Origin of the sequence: Pseudomonas sp. TJI-51, from assembly GCF_000190455.2 — a bacterium.
In the GTDB taxonomy this organism is placed as follows: Bacteria; Pseudomonadota; Gammaproteobacteria; order Pseudomonadales; family Pseudomonadaceae; genus Aquipseudomonas; species Aquipseudomonas juntendi.
In genome coordinates this window covers 18,894-31,764 of the sequence record NZ_AEWE02000077.1, presented here as the reverse complement: position 1 = coordinate 31,764, position 12,871 = coordinate 18,894, and the positions used below count along the sequence as shown (strand labels likewise).

At 62.9% G+C, this 12,871-nt stretch carries 17 protein-coding genes; 5 read left to right on the top strand and 12 right to left on the bottom strand.

All coding sequences use genetic code 11. The annotated features are described in order from the left end of the window. The 12 genes from G1E_RS29635 to G1E_RS17015 form a co-directional block, all read right to left on the bottom strand. Window positions 1-559, bottom strand: a 559-nt coding sequence (locus G1E_RS29635) for an MFS transporter (RefSeq protein ID WP_047149965.1), incomplete at its 3' end; no start/stop codon positions are given. Window positions 560-572: 13 nt separating this feature from the next. After that, on the bottom strand, window positions 573-1,220 hold the full coding sequence (locus G1E_RS17065) for a FadR/GntR family transcriptional regulator (RefSeq protein WP_009683022.1): 648 nt from the start codon (window positions 1,218-1,220) through the stop codon (window positions 573-575). 143 nt (window positions 1,221-1,363) lie between these two features. Continuing rightward, window positions 1,364-2,410, bottom strand: coding sequence for a histidinol-phosphate transaminase (hisC, locus tag G1E_RS17060; protein WP_009683023.1), 1,047 nt, complete (start codon window positions 2,408-2,410; stop codon window positions 1,364-1,366). A 2-nt stretch (window positions 2,411-2,412) separates the two neighbouring features. Beyond that, window positions 2,413-3,738 carry a histidinol dehydrogenase gene (gene hisD / locus G1E_RS17055; RefSeq protein ID WP_029887545.1) on the bottom strand — a complete coding sequence of 442 codons (1,326 nt, stop codon included), beginning with the start codon at window positions 3,736-3,738 and terminating at the stop codon, window positions 2,413-2,415. Between the two features lie 134 nt (window positions 3,739-3,872). Then, window positions 3,873-4,508, bottom strand: coding sequence for an ATP phosphoribosyltransferase (gene hisG / locus G1E_RS17050; protein WP_009683026.1), 636 nt, complete (start codon window positions 4,506-4,508; stop codon window positions 3,873-3,875). 91 nt (window positions 4,509-4,599) lie between these two features. Continuing rightward, window positions 4,600-5,865 carry a UDP-N-acetylglucosamine 1-carboxyvinyltransferase gene (gene murA, locus G1E_RS17045; protein ID WP_009683027.1) on the bottom strand — a complete coding sequence of 422 codons (1,266 nt, stop codon included), beginning with the start codon at window positions 5,863-5,865 and terminating at the stop codon, window positions 4,600-4,602. A gap of 23 nt (window positions 5,866-5,888) precedes the next feature. After that, window positions 5,889-6,128: a BolA family protein gene (locus G1E_RS17040; RefSeq protein ID WP_003255121.1), complete on the bottom strand. Its 240-nt coding sequence runs from the start codon at window positions 6,126-6,128 to the stop codon at window positions 5,889-5,891. 117 nt (window positions 6,129-6,245) lie between these two features. Next, the gene (locus G1E_RS17035; protein WP_009683028.1) at window positions 6,246-6,548 is read right to left on the bottom strand and encodes a lipid asymmetry maintenance protein MlaB; all 303 of its coding nucleotides are present in this window, start codon (window positions 6,546-6,548) and stop codon (window positions 6,246-6,248) included. Next, a complete protein-coding gene (locus G1E_RS17030) occupies window positions 6,545-7,192 on the bottom strand; it encodes a phospholipid-binding protein MlaC (RefSeq protein ID WP_009683029.1) in 648 nt (215 codons plus the stop codon). The genes G1E_RS17035 and G1E_RS17030 overlap by 4 nt, the downstream gene beginning before the upstream one ends. A gap of 9 nt (window positions 7,193-7,201) precedes the next feature. Continuing rightward, window positions 7,202-7,687: an outer membrane lipid asymmetry maintenance protein MlaD gene (gene mlaD, locus G1E_RS17025; RefSeq protein ID WP_009683030.1), complete on the bottom strand. Its 486-nt coding sequence runs from the start codon at window positions 7,685-7,687 to the stop codon at window positions 7,202-7,204. After that, window positions 7,687-8,484, bottom strand: a complete 798-nt coding sequence (gene mlaE / locus G1E_RS17020) for a lipid asymmetry maintenance ABC transporter permease subunit MlaE (protein ID WP_009683031.1) — start codon at window positions 8,482-8,484, stop codon at window positions 7,687-7,689. The genes mlaD and mlaE overlap by 1 nt, the downstream gene beginning before the upstream one ends. Beyond that, window positions 8,484-9,293 carry an ATP-binding cassette domain-containing protein gene (locus G1E_RS17015; RefSeq protein WP_009683032.1) on the bottom strand — a complete coding sequence of 270 codons (810 nt, stop codon included), beginning with the start codon at window positions 9,291-9,293 and terminating at the stop codon, window positions 8,484-8,486. Before G1E_RS17015 ends, mlaE begins: the two co-directional genes overlap by 1 nt. Window positions 9,294-9,540: 247 nt before the next feature. Between G1E_RS17015 and G1E_RS17010 the strand changes: the two genes are divergently transcribed. From G1E_RS17010 to lptB, 5 genes are read left to right on the top strand one after another with little or no spacing between them, the layout of a single operon-like run. Then, entirely contained in the window at window positions 9,541-10,515 is a 975-nt protein-coding gene (locus G1E_RS17010; RefSeq protein WP_009683033.1) for a KpsF/GutQ family sugar-phosphate isomerase, read from the top strand. Then, the gene (locus G1E_RS17005; protein WP_009683034.1) at window positions 10,515-11,039 is read left to right on the top strand and encodes an HAD family hydrolase; all 525 of its coding nucleotides are present in this window, start codon (window positions 10,515-10,517) and stop codon (window positions 11,037-11,039) included. The genes G1E_RS17010 and G1E_RS17005 overlap by 1 nt, the downstream gene beginning before the upstream one ends. An 8-nt stretch (window positions 11,040-11,047) precedes the next feature. Continuing rightward, complete coding sequence (lptC, locus tag G1E_RS17000; RefSeq protein ID WP_009683035.1) at window positions 11,048-11,620, top strand: LPS export ABC transporter periplasmic protein LptC; 573 nt, start codon at window positions 11,048-11,050, stop codon at window positions 11,618-11,620. Then, on the top strand, window positions 11,607-12,131 hold the full coding sequence (gene lptA / locus G1E_RS16995; RefSeq protein WP_029887549.1) for a lipopolysaccharide transport periplasmic protein LptA: 525 nt from the start codon (window positions 11,607-11,609) through the stop codon (window positions 12,129-12,131). Before lptC ends, lptA begins: the two co-directional genes overlap by 14 nt. After that, a complete protein-coding gene (gene lptB, locus G1E_RS16990) occupies window positions 12,132-12,857 on the top strand; it encodes an LPS export ABC transporter ATP-binding protein (RefSeq protein WP_047149963.1) in 726 nt (241 codons plus the stop codon). Window positions 12,858-12,871: the final 14 nt, after the last annotated feature.

The window sequence follows — 12,871 nt, the reverse complement described above, 5'->3', positions numbered from 1 at the left end:
AGGGCCCGGTGGCCCCCGCCGCCATGGCCGCGCCCAGGCACAAGGCCATGGTGTACACCCCGGTCAGCGTGCCTGCGTGCTGGGGGAAGTCGCGCTTGACGATACCGGGCAACAACACCCCGATGATGCCGATGCTGGCGCCAGCCATCAGGCTGCCCAGAAACACCCCCGCCACGCCCAAACTGCTGCGCACGACAATGCCCAAAGCCAGGGTGAGCAGAATGCCGACGATCACCCGCTCACTACCAAAGCGCCTTGCCAGCATCGGTGCCAGCGGCGCAAACAGCCCCAGGCACAACACCGGCAAGGTAGTCAGCAAACCGGCTTGCGAAGCGTTCAGCCCCAGGCCTTCGGACACCTGGCCCAACACGGGCGCCATGCTCGACAGCGCCGGGCGCAGGTTCAGCGCCACCAGCACCAGGCCGAGCAACAGCAGCCACGGCCGACGTAATTGCACCGGCTGCTGCTGGATTTGCTCGTCGTCGGCCTCGGCGTCGATCAGCAGTTCATCGAGGTCACGCGCGTGCGGTGGGGTGTTGCGGGGTAGGGACTCAGCCATGGTGTTCTCGGGGTCAGGATTCGATGAGGGTACGGCTCAGGCGCTTGGCCCGGTCCGCATCACGCTGTTCGATGGCGTCGAGGATCTGCCCATGCAGATCGAACGTGGCCTGGCAGCGGGGCACGGTCGCCATGCTGTGCTGCAGCGCCGCCGCGACCACGCCGGAGAAATAGCGGTAAAGCTCGCTGAGGGCGGGGTTGTGGGCGGCATCGACCAGCCGCTGGTGAAACACCAGGTCGCACCTTATGTAGTGATCGACATCACCATGAAAATGCCCGGCGCTGCCGGCCAGCGCTTCGCGCAGCCCTTGCAGGTCTGCATCGGTGCGCCGCAGCGCGGCCAGGCCAATCGCCTCCGCCTCGAGAGTGTGGCGGGTTTCACGGGCCTGCTCGGCGGTACAGCGGGCCATGGCCTGCATCGCCAGCAACGGGTCCTGCGCGGTACGCAGGTAGCTGCCGTCGCCTTGGCGTACTTCGACCAGGCCGCTGAAGGCCAGCACGCGCATGGCTTCGCGCACGGTGTTACGGCTGATGCCCAGTTGCAGGGCCAGTTCCGGCTCGGTCGGCAGGCGCTGGCCGATCTGCCAGTCACCCTGGGCGATGCGCTCACGCAGTTGCTCAACGGCCTGCTCGACGAGGGAGCGTTTGATCAATAACGACATCGATACATCCAGTCATCGGACGAATTAGGGCTAACCATAAGCGCTGAATCAATAGGCTGCAACGCTTCACAGAATTGTTTTTGAGTAGGCACCGGGCGCCGCGCGGGCGGCGCTCGGTGTGACAGGCGCTAGAAAGGGCCCGGTCAGTTCAAGGCATCCAGCAGCGCCTGGTTCATCTCCGGCGTGCCAATGGTGATCCGCAGGAACTGAGCGATACGTGCCTGCTTGAAGTGGCGCACGATGACGCCCTGCTCGCGCAAGCGCGCTGCCAACTCGGCGGCATCCTGTTGCGGGTGGCGCGCGAAAATGAAGTTGGCCGCCGACGGCAGCACTTCGAAGCCCTTGGCCTGTAGCTGGCCAACCAACGCCTCGCGGCTGTCGATGACCTTGCGGCAGGTTTGCTCGAAGTACTCTCGGTCCTCGAAAGCCGCGGCAGCGCCAACAATGGCCGCACGGTCCAGCGGGTAGGAGTTGAAGCTGTTCTTGATGCGCTCCAATGCTTCGATCAGGTCCGGGTGCCCCACGGCCAAGCCGACACGCAGCCCCGCCAACGAGCGCGATTTGGACAAGGTCTGGGTCACCAGCAGGTTGTCGTAGCGGTCGACCAGGCTGATGGCGGTTTCGCCGCCGAAGTCGATGTACGCTTCATCCACTACCACCACCGAGTCACGGTTGGCCTGCAGCAGTTGCTCTACCGCCTGCAGTGGCATCAGGCAACCCGTAGGCGCGTTGGGGTTGGGGAAGATGATCCCGGCATTGGGCTTGTTGTAGTCCTCGATACGGATCTGGAACTGCTCGTCCAGGGCTACCTGCTCGAACGCGATGCCGTAGAGACCACAGTACACCGGGTAGAAGCTGTAGCTGATATCGGGGAACAACAACGGTGCATCGTGCTGGAACAGGCCGTGGAAGATGTGCGCCAGCACCTCGTCCGAACCATTGCCGACAAACACTTGCGCCGGGGTAACGCCGTAATACTCGGCCACCGCCTGCTTCAGGCGGTCGCCGTTAGGATCGGGGTACAGGCGCAGGTTGTCGTTCAGCTCCGCGCGCATGGCCTCCAGCGCCTTGGGCGACGGGCCGTAGGGGTTCTCGTTGGTGTTCAGCTTGACCAGCCGCGCCAGTTTGGGCTGCTCGCCCGGCACGTAAGGCACCAGGTCCTTGACGAAGGGGCTCCAGAATCGGCTCATGTTCAGTTCCCCTTCTGTTGGGTCAGGATGCGGTATTCAGCGCTTCGGGCGTGCGCGGTCAGCGATTCGCCACGGGCCAGCACGGAGGCAGTCTGGCCCAGTTCGGACGCGCCTTGCTCGGAGCAGAAGATGATCGACGAGCGCTTCTGGAAGTCGTACACACCCAACGGCGACGAGAAGCGTGCAGTGCCGGAGGTTGGCAACACGTGGTTGGGGCCGGCGCAGTAATCACCCAGTGCTTCGCTGGTGTGGCGGCCCATGAAGATCGCCCCGGCGTGGCGAATGTGCGGCAGCCAGGCCTGCGGGTCGGCCACCGACAGTTCCAGGTGCTCGGGGGCAATGCGGTTGGCCACGTCCATGGCCTGCTGCATGTCTTTTACCTGGATCAATGCACCACGGCCGTTGACCGACTTCTGGATGATTTGCGCACGCTCCATGGTCGGCAGCAGCTTGTCGATACTGGCAGCGACACGGTCGAGGAAGGCGGCATCCGGGCTGACCAGAATGGCCTGTGCGTCTTCGTCGTGTTCAGCCTGGGAGAACAGGTCCATGGCGATCCAGTCCGGGTCGGTCTGACCGTCGCACACCACCAGGATTTCCGAAGGCCCGGCGATCATGTCGATGCCCACCTGGCCAAATACATGGCGCTTGGCAGTGGCCACGTAGATGTTGCCCGGGCCGACGATCTTGTCGACCTGTGGCACGCTTTCGGTGCCATAGGCCAGTGCCGCGACCGCCTGGGCGCCACCGACAGTGAACACGCGGTCGACACCGGCGATGCAGGCAGCGGCCAGCACCAGCTCGTTGACCTCACCCCGCGGGGTCGGCACCACCATCACCACTTCGGCCACGCCGGCCACCTTGGCCGGGATGGCATTCATCAGCACTGACGAGGGGTACGAGGCCTTGCCACCGGGCACATACAGGCCGGCCCGATCCAGCGGGGTAACCTTCTGCCCCAGTACGGTGCCGTCGGCTTCGGTGTACTGCCAGGAATCCTGCTTCTGCCGCTCATGGTAGATGCGCACACGTTCGGCGGCCTTTTCCAGGGCCTGGCGCTGTACGGGGGTGATACGGGTCAGCGCCAGCTCCAGGCGCTCGCGATCGAGGATCAGGTCATCGATCGATGTGGCCTGAACGCCATCGAAACGCTGGGTGAACTCCACCAGCGCTGCGTCGCCACGCTCGCGCACGGCCTTGATGATGTCCAGCACGCGCTGGTTGACCGCGTCATCGGACACACTTTCCCAGCTCAGCAGATGATCCAGATGTCGGGCGAAATCCGGATCAGCAGCGTTGAGACGGGCAATTGCAGTGGACACGGTCATGGCGAGGGCCTCGATGATTAGCGAATGCTCAGGCGCCCTAGGCTACCAGTCCATCCGCGCGGGCACCCGAGAAAAGTGGCTATGACGCGGATAGATGGGCGCGGCAGCAACGGCCGCGCGCAATCGGTAGGGAATTAACCGCGGTGTCGCGATTCGACCGCCGCGCGCAGCGTGTCGATAAGGCTCTGGATGCGGGCGTGCTGCATCTTCATGGAAGCCTTGTTGACCACCAGGCGCGAGCTGATCGTGGCGATCATTTCCTGGGGCTCCAGGCCATTGGCCCGCAGGGTGTTGCCGGTATCTACCACGTCGATGATCTTGTCGGCGAGGTTGATCAGCGGTGCCAGCTCCATCGAGCCGTACAGCTTGATGATGTCGACCTGGCGGCCCTGTTCGGCGTAGTAACGCTTGGCGACGTTGACGAACTTGGTGGCCACGCGCAGGCGGCCCTTGGGCTCAGGGGCGCCGACCACGCCTGCGGTCATCAGCTTGCAGCGGGCAATCTGCAGGTCCAGTGGCTCGTACAGGCCCTGGCCGCCGTACTCCATCAGCACGTCCTTGCCGGCCACACCCAGGTCGGCAGCACCATGCTCGACATAGGTCGGCACGTCGGTAGCACGCACGATCAGCAGGCGTACGTCGTCCTGCGTGGTAGGGATGATCAGTTTGCGGCTCTTGTCCGGGTTCTCGGTCGGCACGATGCCGGCCTCCGCCAGCAACGGCAAGGTATCGTCGAGAATACGGCCTTTGGAAAGCGCGATGGTCAACATTGGAACGTCAGTCCTTAAGCGGCTACTGCTGGCCAGGTCATGGACCTGGCCGCTTTCAATTCAAACGGTGCGTCCTTGCACCAGAGGGCGATCAGCCCGGTACGCGGCGGATTTTCGCGCCGAGCATCTGCAGTTTTTCTTCGATGCACTCGTAGCCACGGTCAATGTGGTAGATGCGGTCGATCAGCGTGTCACCTTCGGCCACCAGCGCCGAGAGCACCAGGCTGGCCGACGCGCGCAGATCGGTGGCCATGACCGGGGCGCCTTTGAGGGCCGGTACACCGGTAACGATCGCGGTGTTGCCTTCGACCTGGATCTGCGCCCCCATGCGGTGCATTTCGTACACGTGCATGAAACGGTTTTCGAAGATGGTTTCGATGACGGCACCGGTGCCTTCGGCAATGGCGTTCAGCGAGATGAACTGCGCCTGCATGTCGGTGGGGAACGCTGGGTACGGCGCAGTACGCAGGTTCACGGCTTTTGGCCGCTTGCCCTGCATGTCGAGCTCGATCCAGTCTTCACCGGTGGTGATCTCGGCGCCGGCTTCCTTGAGCTTTTCCAGCACGGCCTCAAGGATGGTCGGGTCGGTATCCTTGACCTTGACGCGGCCACCGGTCACGGCAGCGGCAACCAGGTAGGTACCGGTCTCGATACGGTCCGGCATCACACGGTAGCTGGCCGACGCCAGGCGCTCGACGCCATCGATGGTGATGGTGTCGGTACCGGCACCTTGCACCTTGCCGCCCATGGCGTTGATGAAGTTGGCCAGGTCGACCACCTCCGGCTCACGCGCAGCGTTCTGCAGCACGCTGCGGCCTTTGGCCAGCGCTGCGGCCATCATGATGTTTTCGGTACCGGTCACGCTGACGGTGTCGAAGAAGAAATGCGCACCGCGCAGGCCGCCCTCAGGCGCCTTGGCCTTGATGTAGCCGGCTTCGACCTCGATCTTCGCACCCATGGCCTCCAGACCACGGATGTGCAGGTCGACCGGGCGCGAACCGATCGCGCAACCGCCAGGCAGTGCCACCTCGGCCTCGCCGAAGCGGGCGACCATCGGGCCCAGCACCAGGATCGAGGCGCGCATGGTCTTGACCAGCTCGTACGGCGCGACCAGGGTCTTGATGGTGCGGGGGTCGATTTCCACCGCCAGCTTTTCGTCGATCACAGGCTCGATGCCCATGCGGCCGAACAGCTCGATCATGGTGGTGATGTCGTGCAGGTGCGGCAGGTTGCCTACGGTGACCGGGCCATCGGCCAGCAGGGTCGCCGCCAGAATCGGCAGGGCCGCGTTCTTCGCACCCGAAATACGGATCTCGCCGTCAAGACGAGCGCCGCCAGTAATAATCAGTTTGTCCATTGGAATCTCGCCGCCAAGTTGGCTCAGGTGCGCTCAGCCCAGGCTGCGCTGCTGAAAAATTTCATGGTTACCGCATGGATGCTGCCATTGGCGATCCACGGATTCAGATGAGCATAGATAGCCTGCTGGCGTTTGACCGGGCTCAGGCCAGCCAACTCGTCGCTGATCACGTTCAACTGGAAGTTGCAGCCTTCGCCTTCAACTTCTACCCGGGAACCCGGCAATTTCTCTTCAAGGAAGCTTTTAACTTCTACGGCCTGCATGCTCAACCTCAATCGGCGCCCGATGCGCACGGGTCGGCCATCATACAAAAAAGCCCCTCGCCTGCGAAGCCCAACGAGGGCTTCGCTGACCGAGGGGCCGTCATCCGTGCCGGGCCATCAGGTCGCCAGCACTTGATCGAGGTCGTAGACCTCGGCAATTTCCCGCATGTCGTCGGGCATGCCCCGCACCCGACAGGCCTTGCCTGCGGCCTGGGCATCGCGCATGAACGACAGCAGCAACGACAGGCCGACACTGGTGGAGCGCAGCACGCCCGAGCAATCGAGCACCAGTTGCGCATCCCGGCTGGCAGTGATCAGCGCCTTGCCTTGCTTGCGCAACTGCGGCCCGCTGCGATAGTCCAGCACGCCGGACAGGCTCAGCACGCCCGGCTCAGCCATGCTTACCGCGGCCTCACTCATTTCACCGCCTTTTCTGGCGAGTTGTCGGCGGCCTGCTTGGCCTTGGCCACTTCGCCGGCCCAGCCGTCGATGGTCTTGTCCAGGTTGTTGCCGTTGCGCTGCATGGCATCGGCGAACTGGTCACGGAACAGCTTGCCGATGTTGATGCCGTTGACGATGACGTTACGCACCTTCCACTCGCCACCCAGGTTTTCCAGGGTGTACTGCACCGGGTACACGGCGCCATTGTTGCCGGTAACCTTCATGCCCACCGAAGCGCGCTTGCCATCATCGGCCTTGGCCGGGTCGACGACGATCCCTTGGTTGTTGTACTCCAGCAACGCATTGCCGTAGAACTGGAACAGGCTGCGCTTGAAGTTTTCCTGGAAGCGCTGCATCTGCTCGGGCGTGGCCTTGCGCGAGTACTTGACGGTCATGATGCTGCGGGAAATACCGTCGGCATCGACCACCGGCGCGAGAATCCGGTCAAGGGTGTCGTAGAACGCTTGTGGGTTGGCCTTGTACTGCTCTTTGTTGGCCTTGAGTTCACCCAGCAACTCGGTGGTGGTGCCCTGAACCACGTCATGCGGCGACTGCGCGGCCAAGGTCATCAGGGGGAAAGCCGCCAGCAACACCAGCAGGCCACGTCGCAAGATCGAAATCATGGAAACTCCTCAATTAGCCGGTTGCGCTTCTTTCGGTTCCTTGCCAACGGAGTTGAGCAGGAACTTGCCTATCAGGTCTTCCAGCACCAGGGCAGACTGGGTGTCGTGAATGGTCGAGCCGTCCTTGAGCACGTCTTCCTCACCGCCCACGCTGATACCGATGTACTTCTCGCCGAGCAGACCGGCGGTCAGGATCGAGGCAGTGGAGTCGGTCGGCAGGTTGTCCACCGACTTGTCCAGCTGCAGGGTCACCCGACCGGTATAGGAATCACGGTCCAGATCGATGGCGGTGACCTTGCCGATGGTCACGCCCGCCATGGTCACCTTGGCTCTGACCGTCAAACCGGCGATATTGTCGAAATAGGCATAAACTTTATAGGTATCGCTGCTCGGGCTGGCCGACAGCCCGCTGACACGCAGGGCCAGCAGCAGCAGCGCCAGGATCCCGGCCAGCAGGAACAGGCCGACACCGATTTCCAGGGTGCGGTTTTGCATCAGAAATCTCCAAACATCAAGGCGGTCAGAATAAAGTCCAGACCCAGCACTGCCAACGAGGCATAGACCACGGTCTTGGTGGTTGCACGGCTGATCCCTTCTGAAGTGGGCTCACAGTCGTACCCCTGGAATACGGCGATCCAGGTCGCGACGAATGCGAACACCAGGCTCTTGATCAGCCCGTTGAGCACGTCGTCGGTGAACGAAACACTGTTCTGCATGTTGGCCCAGAACGAGCCCTCGTATACGCCCAGCCAGTCCACGGCGACCCACGAGCCCCCCCAGATACCGACCACACTGAAGATCAGCGCCAGCAGCGGCAACGAGATGAAACCGGCCCACAAGCGTGGCGCCACGATGTACTTGAGCGGGTCGACGCCGATCATCTCCAGGCTGGACAACTGCTCGGTGGACTTCATGTTGCCGATTTCGGCAGTCAGTGCAGAACCGGCACGGCCCGCGAACAGCAACGCCGTGACCACCGGCCCAAGTTCCCGCAACAGGGTCAGGGCCACCATCTGGCCCACGGCCTGCTCGGAGCCGTACTTGGTGAGGATGCTGTAGCCCTGCAGCGCCAGCACCATGCCGATGAACACCCCGGACACGACGACGATCGCCAGCGACAGCACGCCCACCGAGTACAGCTGCCTGATCAGCAGCTGGAAGCCACCGCCAATGCCGCCGCGCCCAACCAGGGCATGGAACAGGAACAGGCAGGAACGCCCGAGTACCGCCACCACGTCGATGGCCGAGCGGCCCAGCAGCCGGACACGTTCGAGTAAGGATTTTCTGCGCATCAACGCGCCCCCAGCAGGTCGGCGCTGTAGTCAGGCGCAGGGAAATGGAACGGCACCGGGCCATCCGGGTCGCCTTTCATGAACTGGCGGATCCGCGGGTTGTCCGAGCCCATCAGCTCATCGGGGGTACCCTGCCCCAGCACCTGGCCGTCGCCCACCACATAGATGTAGTCGGCGATGCTGGCGGTTTCTGCGAGGTCATGGGACACCACGATGCTGGTAATGCCCAAGGCATCGTTGAGCAGGCGGATCAAGCGCACCAGTACCCCCATGGCAATCGGGTCCTGCCCGACGAACGGCTCGTCGTACATGAGGATCTGCGGGTCCAGGGCGATTGCCCGGGCCAGCGCCACGCGGCGCTTCATGCCACCGGACAGCTCATCGGGCATCAGGTCGATGGCCCCACGAAGCCCCACGGCCTGCAGTTTCATCAACACGATGTCACGGATCATGTCGTCTGCAAGCTGGGTATGCACGCGCAGCGGAAATGCGACGTTCTCGAACACATCGAGGTCGGTGAACAGCGCGCCGCTCTGAAACAGCACGCCCATCTGCTTGCGGGCGTCGAACAGGTCGCTGCGCGACAGCGTCGGCAGGTTCTGCCCGGCGACCCATACCTCACCACTGGCGGGGCGCAGCTGCGCGCCCATCAGGCGAAGCAACGTGGTCTTGCCGCAACCCGATGGCCCCATGATGCCGGTGACCTTGCCGCGCGGGATGCGAATATCGACGTTGCTGAAAATGCTACGCGAACCGCGCTTGAAGGTAACACCCTTCAATTCCACCGCGTAGGCGCTATCCACACTCATCTAGACTCCTTGCTGATGCAGCCTCGTCCTTATGGACGCCAGCCTCCCTGCAGAAGGCACACGCGCCCTTGGCAGGCCGAATAGCGGCGAACTATAGCACCGCTGCCCGCGCGCCCCCAAGGTCATGCATGCCCCGTTCAGCTACGAGACAGGCTGGCGCGCCCGGGACCAGGCAGATGGAAAAGGTGAGGGTTTCGTCGATTGCGGCTATAATCGCCGACTTTTCATCAGGCAGTGCTTTATCGACATGAGCCAATCCAGCGAGCTGATTCAATCCGCACAGCGCACCGTGCGCCTGGAACTCGAGGCCGTAGAGGGCCTGCTGGCGCGCATCGACGAGCATTTCGTCAAAGCCTGCGAACTGATCCTGGCCAGCCAGGGCCGCGTCGTGGTGCTTGGCATGGGCAAGTCCGGGCATATCGGCAACAAAATTGCCGCGACCCTCGCCAGCACCGGCACCCCCGCGTTTTTCGTGCACCCGGCCGAAGCCAGCCATGGCGACATGGGCATGATCACCGGCAACGATATCATCCTGGCGCTGTCCAACTCAGGCAGCACGGCCGAGATCGTCACGTTGCTGCCGCTGGTCAAGCGCCTGGGCATCACCCTCATCAGCCTTACCGGCAACCCGGATTCCACCTTGGCCCAGGCAGCAGAGGTGAACCTGGATGCCCGGGTCGCACAGGAGGCCTGCCCGCTGAACCTTGCCCCTACCTCCTCGACCACTGCGGCACTGGTGTTGGGTGACGCGCTGGCCATTGCTCTGCTCGAAGCGCGCGGGTTCACTGCCGAGGACTTCGCCTTTTCGCACCCTGGCGGCGCCTTGGGGCGGCGGCTGCTGCTGAAGGTCGAGCATGTGATGCACAGCGGTGACCAGTTGCCCAAGGTGCTGCGTGGCACGTTGCTCAAGGATGCCCTGCTGGAAATGTCGCGCAAAGGGCTGGGCATGACCGCTGTGCTCGAGGCAGACGGCAAGCTGGCCGGTATCTTCACCGATGGCGACCTGCGCCGCAGCCTGGACCGCAATATCGACGTGCATACCACGTTGATCGACCACGTCATGACCGTGCATGGCAAAACTGCACGGGCCGAAATGCTCGCCGCCGAGGCCCTTAAAATCATGGAAGACAACAAAATCAACGCACTGGTGGTCGTCGACCAGGACGACCGGCCGACAGGTGCCCTGAACATGCACGACCTGTTGCGTGCAGGAGTTATGTGATGAGCCAGAATCTCATGCAACGTGGCCAGGCCATCAAGCTGGCCGTGTTCGATGTCGACGGCGTACTGACCGATGGGCGACTGTACTTTCTCGAAGACGGCAGCGAATTCAAGACCTTCAATACCCTCGACGGCCAGGGCATCAAGATGCTCATGGCGTCGGGCGTGACCACGGCCATCATCAGCGGGCGCAAGACCCCGGTGGTCGAGCGGCGGGCTGCGAACCTGGGTATCGCGCACCTGTTTCAGGGCCGCGAAGACAAATTGGTGGTTCTTGACGGGCTGCTTGCCGAACTCGGCCTAAGCTATGAACAGGTCGCCTACCTGGGCGACGACCTGCCCGACCTGCCGGTGATTCGCCGCGTCGGTCTGGGTATGGCAGTGGCCAACGCCGCGCCCTTCGTTCGCCAGCATGCCCACGGCGTGACCCAGGCGCGCGGCGGCGAAGGCGCTGCCCGCGAGTTCTGCGAACTGATCATGCAGGCCCAGGGCACCCTGGACGCTGCCAACGCCAACTACTTGTAAGGCCGCCCATGTTCAGCAAGAAGGTCCGCAATATTGCGCTGCTGGCGGTGATTGCTGCCGTGCTCGCTGCCATTGGCTACTGGAATGTCAGCCCTGAAAGCTTCCTCGACCAGCCTGTGGCGCAGGTCGACGAGAGCGCCATCGACTACTATGCGATCAACGCCCATAGTGTGCAGTTCTTGCCGGACGGCAAATTGCAGTACGAAATGACCGCCGACAAGGTCGAGCACGTCAAGGCGACCGAAGTTACCCTGGTGACCACGCCGGACCTGCGCCTTTACCGCGGCACCGAATACCCGTGGCATGTTCAGAGCGAGCGCGCCGAGGTCAGCCCGGACGGCAACGAGGTCGAACTGATCAACAAGGTCCGCGTTGCCCGCACCGACGAAAGGCAACGCGACACCATCATCACCAGCTCACGCATGACCGTATTCCCGCAGAAGCAATATGCGCAGACCGAGCAAGCCGTTAGAATCGACGGCGCCGGTGGCACAACCACGGGCAAGGGCATGAAAGCGTATTTGAAAGAAGGCAAGATGGACTTGCTCTCTAACGTAAGAGGACAGTATGAGGCTCGTTAAAACCCTCCCCCTTTTGCTCAGCCTGAGCGCAGCACTGGGAAGCGCGAGCGCCTTCGCCCTGCCGAATGACCGTGACCAGCCAATCCGTATCCAGGCCGACAACGCGCATCTGGACGACAAGCAGGGTGTCGCGACGTACACCGGTGACGTGATCATCACTCAAGGCTCGATGATGATCAAAGGCAATACCGTGACCATGACCCGCGCCGCCAACGGCGACATCGACGTGGTCACTTCGGTTGGCAACCTGGCCTACTTCGAGCAGCAGCAGAGCGCCGCCAAGCCCGACAAGATGAAGGGCTGGGCAGTGACCATCCAATACCAGGCGCAAAAAGACACCGTGATCCTCACCGACCGCGCCAAGGTCGAGAACGAAGGCAACACCACCGAGGGCGAGAAGATCGTCTACAACACCAAGTCGCAGGTGGCTACCGCCGGCCGTGGCGGTAACGTGACCCAGCCACGTCAGCGCATCGACATGGTGATCCAGCCCAAGAAGAAGGCCGAGTAAATGGCAACCCTAAAAGCCCAGCACCTGGCCAAAAGCTACAAGGGGCGCCAGGTCGTACGTGATGTCAGCCTGTCGATCGACAGCGGCCAGATCGTCGGATTGCTCGGCCCGAACGGTGCCGGCAAGACCACCTGCTTCTACATGATCGTCGGCCTGGTCCAGGCCGAGCAGGGTCGTGTCCTGATCGACAACCTCGATGTCAGCTACCAGCCCATGCACGGCCGCGCGCGCGCCGGCATCGGCTACCTGCCGCAGGAAGCCTCGATCTTCCGCAAGCTTTCGGTGGCCGACAACATCATGGCCATCCTCGAGACCCGCAAGGACCTCGACCGCGATGGCCGGCGCAAGGAACTGGAAAGCCTGCTGCAGGAGTTCCACATCAGCCACATCCGCGACAACCTCGGCATGAGCCTGTCCGGTGGCGAACGCCGCCGTGTCGAGATCGCCCGCGCCCTGGCGACCGCACCCAAGTTCATCCTGCTGGACGAACCCTTCGCCGGCGTGGACCCGATCTCGGTCGGCGACATCAAGCAGATCATCCACCACCTCAAGGCCAAGGGTATCGGTGTGCTGATCACGGACCACAACGTGCGCGAAACGCTGGATATCTGCGAGACCGCCTACATCGTCAACGATGGCCGGCTGATCGCCGAAGGCGACGCCGAAACCATCCTGGCCAACGAACTGGTCAAAGAGGTTTACCTGGGCCACGAGTTCCGGCTCTGACCCACCCCTGCCTG

What these genes read in the sequence shown, in the direction of transcription:
- G1E_RS17065 (WP_009683022.1), bottom strand. Translation starts at nt 1,220, where the DNA reads ATGTCGTTATTGATCAAACGCTCCCTCGTCGAGCAGGCCGTTGAGCAA.
- hisC (WP_009683023.1), bottom strand. Translation starts at nt 2,410, where the DNA reads ATGAGCCGATTCTGGAGCCCCTTCGTCAAGGACCTGGTGCCTTACGTG.
- hisD (WP_029887545.1), bottom strand. Translation starts at nt 3,738, where the DNA reads ATGACCGTGTCCACTGCAATTGCCCGTCTCAACGCTGCTGATCCGGAT.
- hisG (WP_009683026.1), bottom strand. Translation starts at nt 4,508, where the DNA reads ATGTTGACCATCGCGCTTTCCAAAGGCCGTATTCTCGACGATACCTTG.
- murA (WP_009683027.1), bottom strand. Translation starts at nt 5,865, where the DNA reads ATGGACAAACTGATTATTACTGGCGGCGCTCGTCTTGACGGCGAGATC.
- G1E_RS17040 (WP_003255121.1), bottom strand. Translation starts at nt 6,128, where the DNA reads ATGCAGGCCGTAGAAGTTAAAAGCTTCCTTGAAGAGAAATTGCCGGGT.
- G1E_RS17035 (WP_009683028.1), bottom strand. Translation starts at nt 6,548, where the DNA reads ATGAGTGAGGCCGCGGTAAGCATGGCTGAGCCGGGCGTGCTGAGCCTG.
- G1E_RS17030 (WP_009683029.1), bottom strand. Translation starts at nt 7,192, where the DNA reads ATGATTTCGATCTTGCGACGTGGCCTGCTGGTGTTGCTGGCGGCTTTC.
- mlaD (WP_009683030.1), bottom strand. Translation starts at nt 7,687, where the DNA reads ATGCAAAACCGCACCCTGGAAATCGGTGTCGGCCTGTTCCTGCTGGCC.
- mlaE (WP_009683031.1), bottom strand. Translation starts at nt 8,484, where the DNA reads ATGCGCAGAAAATCCTTACTCGAACGTGTCCGGCTGCTGGGCCGCTCG.
- G1E_RS17015 (WP_009683032.1), bottom strand. Translation starts at nt 9,293, where the DNA reads ATGAGTGTGGATAGCGCCTACGCGGTGGAATTGAAGGGTGTTACCTTC.
- G1E_RS17010 (WP_009683033.1), top strand. Translation starts at nt 9,541, where the DNA reads ATGAGCCAATCCAGCGAGCTGATTCAATCCGCACAGCGCACCGTGCGC.
- G1E_RS17005 (WP_009683034.1), top strand. Translation starts at nt 10,515, where the DNA reads ATGAGCCAGAATCTCATGCAACGTGGCCAGGCCATCAAGCTGGCCGTG.
- lptC (WP_009683035.1), top strand. Translation starts at nt 11,048, where the DNA reads ATGTTCAGCAAGAAGGTCCGCAATATTGCGCTGCTGGCGGTGATTGCT.
- lptA (WP_029887549.1), top strand. Translation starts at nt 11,607, where the DNA reads ATGAGGCTCGTTAAAACCCTCCCCCTTTTGCTCAGCCTGAGCGCAGCA.
- lptB (WP_047149963.1), top strand. Translation starts at nt 12,132, where the DNA reads ATGGCAACCCTAAAAGCCCAGCACCTGGCCAAAAGCTACAAGGGGCGC.